General features: G+C 69.1%; 1 protein-coding gene. It reads right to left on the bottom strand.

The features are described from left to right. Positions 1–615 (bottom strand): hypothetical protein (locus G6O54_RS37015; RefSeq protein WP_165236179.1); only part of this gene is annotated, 615 nt, incomplete at both ends.

Here is a 615-nt window from a genome sequence, read left to right as displayed (position 1 = left end):
GCCGCCGCCCCCGGCGTCGTAGATGGCCGCGTCGGAGATGAAGCTGAAGCTGGCGCCGGCCTCGTTGGCGAAGGTGGCGGCGCTGGCCAGCCGAAGCCCGTTAGCGTTGCTGTAGAAGTTCGCCAGGGTGGCAGCGCCGAAGTTGTCCAGCTCGCGGCCGTTTAACGTCTCCTCGCTGGTGCTGGTCGCGGAGCCGATGGTCAGGCCCCCCTTGGCCACGGTCTTGCCCGCGCCCGACTGCGTCCCCCCAGACCACGTCGTTGCCCCGGTGACAGTCACCGTCGCTGACCCGCCCAGGATCCCACCAGACTGGATTAGCGTTGGCAGCGTCGTCGAGGAGTTGAAGTCCACCTCGCCGTTGCTCACCGTCGTCGAACCGGCCGTCGCGTACGAGCCCTCGATCGTCACGTCGGCCCCGCTGAAGCTAAACGTGCTGCCGGACGCCCCCACGACCTCCGACCCCGCCGGCAGGTCGAACGTCCCGCCGTTGAAATCCAGGTCGCCTCCCGACGCCGCGGTGAGCGTCGATGCCGCCGTGAAGGTCCCACCGCCCTGCAGGCTGAGCGTTCCGGAGGCCGCGTTCACTGTGCCGGAGTTGGTGAGGGAGACGTTGCC

This window comes from Aquisphaera insulae, assembly GCF_011064615.1.
Lineage (GTDB): Bacteria > Planctomycetota > Planctomycetia > Isosphaerales > Isosphaeraceae > Aquisphaera > Aquisphaera insulae.
Note: the sequence above shows the minus strand (reverse complement) of the source record. Positions and strands in the feature narration are given on the sequence as shown.